Annotated in this window: 2 protein-coding genes and 1 pseudogene; all 3 read right to left on the minus strand. The window is 41.5% G+C overall.

Annotation, left to right across the window (positions count from 1 at the left end):
• Nucleotides 1-38: 38 nt before the first annotated feature.
• A complete protein-coding gene (locus HCR01_RS39740) occupies nucleotides 39-1,211 on the minus strand; it encodes a GAF domain-containing sensor histidine kinase (RefSeq protein WP_226890084.1) in 1,173 nt (390 codons plus the stop codon).
• Nucleotides 1,212-1,543: 332 nt separating this feature from the next.
• Nucleotides 1,544-2,017, minus strand: a complete 474-nt coding sequence (locus HCR01_RS37600; RefSeq protein WP_193200961.1) for a response regulator — start codon at nucleotides 2,015-2,017, stop codon at nucleotides 1,544-1,546.
• 381 nt (nucleotides 2,018-2,398) lie between these two features.
• Nucleotides 2,399-2,661, minus strand: a pseudogene (locus tag HCR01_RS37605) (hypothetical protein); the annotation flags it as partial.

The raw sequence follows: 2,661 nt of genomic DNA on the forward strand, positions 1-2,661 counted from the left end.
CATTTAAATGGTTGTTTTGGGTTCATCTCTGTAGCATTTCAGTCTCTTGAAAGAATATAACACTTGCTTAGGCACCTATTTTTGCAACACAGCCGGAAGTCGGGGCTGATGCCAATACCTGTATCTTGAACCATTATTCGGGCCCAACAGTCAAAGTACTCTAGCTTGACCGTGACCTGCCCTCTTTCTGGGGTAAACTTCACAGCATTTGAGAGCAAATTCAAAACTACTTGTTGTAAACGGTTTGAATCTCCTTGAATTTGAAATTGAGCTGAGTCCAAAAAAGTTTGAATTTGGATAGCTTTGGCTTCTGCTTCTAAACGAATCATTGAGAGTGCATTTTCAATCACGGAAACTAAATTAACTGGTTTAATGTTCAAACTCAGCTTGCCCTGAATAATACTAGATACATCTAGCAAGTCTTGGATCAACTGAGTTTGTAATTTAGCGCTGTGTTCAATCATTTCTAGGAGGCGATCAGTTTTTGCATCGAACTTTCGTGACCGCAAAAGCTGTGCCCCAACCAGAATTGGAGTTAGGGGAGAGCGCAGTTCATGAGAGAGGATGGCGAGAAACTCGTCTTTGCTCCGACTGGCTGCCTCAGCCTCAGCACGCGCTGCTTGTTCACGATGCGACAATTCAACAGCGAACTGACGAGCTTGGGCACTGTAGAGCGCGGCTGCGGTAAAATCTGCCACACTCGTCATTACCCGCAGGTCTTCCTCATCGAACTGCCTCCAAACTTCGTGTGAGACAATCCAGATAGTACCCAGCGCTCGCTCCTCCAACATTAAGGGCACAACTAACGTCTCCACAACCGCTGGTTTGACTTGTTGAAAATTAAGAAAATAGCGTCCCGGTTCAAAGAAAAGTTGAGGTTTTCCCCGTCGCAGGCAAACACCGCAGGGACTAAAGTCGCGCTCAACTGTGCCTCCCTCATACTCATAATAGGCTCCAGCCAAGGCTACCCAGCGGAAAACTTCTCCCCCATCGGGTGTTGCTTCGATTAAACTAACCCCTGCTGTCCCTGCTTGACACAGATCTAGGGCAATTTCAACCAGATGTTTGAGTATCACTAATGGAGGCTGAGTCAACTGTCGTCCCAAAGCCCGTAGTACCTGAATCTCAGCCTCCAAGTTTTGAGGTCTGGGTGAACGCTCAAATAGCGCTCTCGTAATCAGGACATCATCCTCGCTAATAGGATGCTTCATACATAATAGGTTAACTAATAGACTTGTCGGGAAATAAGCGAAAATAGAGTGTTAGTGACGGGACAAGACGATGCTGGACATTGAACGAGCGCGGAAGCAAGATAGGTTGTTGCGGGCACTGACTGGATTGAAGCGGAAAGTTTTTGACACGCTGTTAGAAACCTTTACTTGATGGCTGCTTGAAAATCGCTCAGATGTAAAGCAACATCGGCTTCACTCAGCTTTTATTTCCCGACAACTCTAATATATAAATTAATATAAATTAAACTGCTATTAGTCGATTACTAGCTTGACCTTTCTTACAAAACTTTACAATGCCTGCGATTTTACAGCTATCCCGGTTGAACCCTAATACAACTGTTTTTAAAGGAATTTAATAGCAGTTTTGCTGCTTGTGTGATTAACTGCTCTGAGTCAAAAGGCTTTTCCATATAAATTTGAAACCCAGCTTCGAGAGCTTTTTCACGCGCTTTTAATCCAACATTCCCAGTTATAGCAATCGCTGGAATGTCTCTTTTTTGTGGAAGTGTAAGGGAACGAATTTTCTTTATCAACCAATACCCGTCTTCTTTTGGCATCGTAATATCATTAATTAAAAGAGCTACTGAGTATTGTTTAATAGCTTCAAATCCAGATTTGGCATTGTCTGCCGTCATCACTTGAAGACCATAAGTTTCAAGAATAAAAGTAATTAAAGTTAGGTTATTGCATTCATCATCTACTGCCAGAACTGTCAAGCCTTTAAAGGCATCATATTTATCTGTTCTATCCGCTTCCGCATCTGTCCCTTCTAAATAATTTGCCATGATATCATTGCCCCGTTAGTTGCTTGATCAATTACCGAGGAAGTCCTGCTAGTAGCTAGTTGAAGCTAGCTACTAATGGGCATTATCAGTTGTGATTCCGTTTTATTCAATCAGGTTTTTCAGTACTTAGTCTTATTACTTTAGATAGATAAAAAGATAGATAGTCGAAAAAATTAGTATTATTTTTGACATTAGTTGGATTTCTTTGAGTCTTGATTTGATAGTGCTTAAGCACCCCCTCTCTCATAAGTTGGTTAACCCCTTAGGGGTTAAGCAAAAATAAATTGAACAAACCTTCGATACTCCACGATTAATAGTGTTGTCTAGACAGATACCCCAATTCATGTTTGTTCAATTTATAAAGAGCGGGGATGCTTAGCCTTACTCATTTGACCCCTTAAGTAACTTGTAGTCCCAGGTATAAAACCCAATTTGATTAGGCACTCTAGAGAATCTCCCTGTGCGATGCCCCCGCGATAATTCATTCAGAACTTTATTCCTGACTTCTGTGACATCAGCCGCATTTAGTTCTCCATAAATTCCAGTGATTACTTCTGAAATACCGAAAACTTTACCTGCATTCTGTTCTAAAAAAGTAGATAAGGCATCAATTAAGAATTGTCCTTCATATACTTTGAGCATTG

The organism is Nostoc sp. MG11, assembly GCF_014904695.1.
Lineage (GTDB): Bacteria > Cyanobacteriota > Cyanobacteriia > Cyanobacteriales > Nostocaceae > Komarekiella.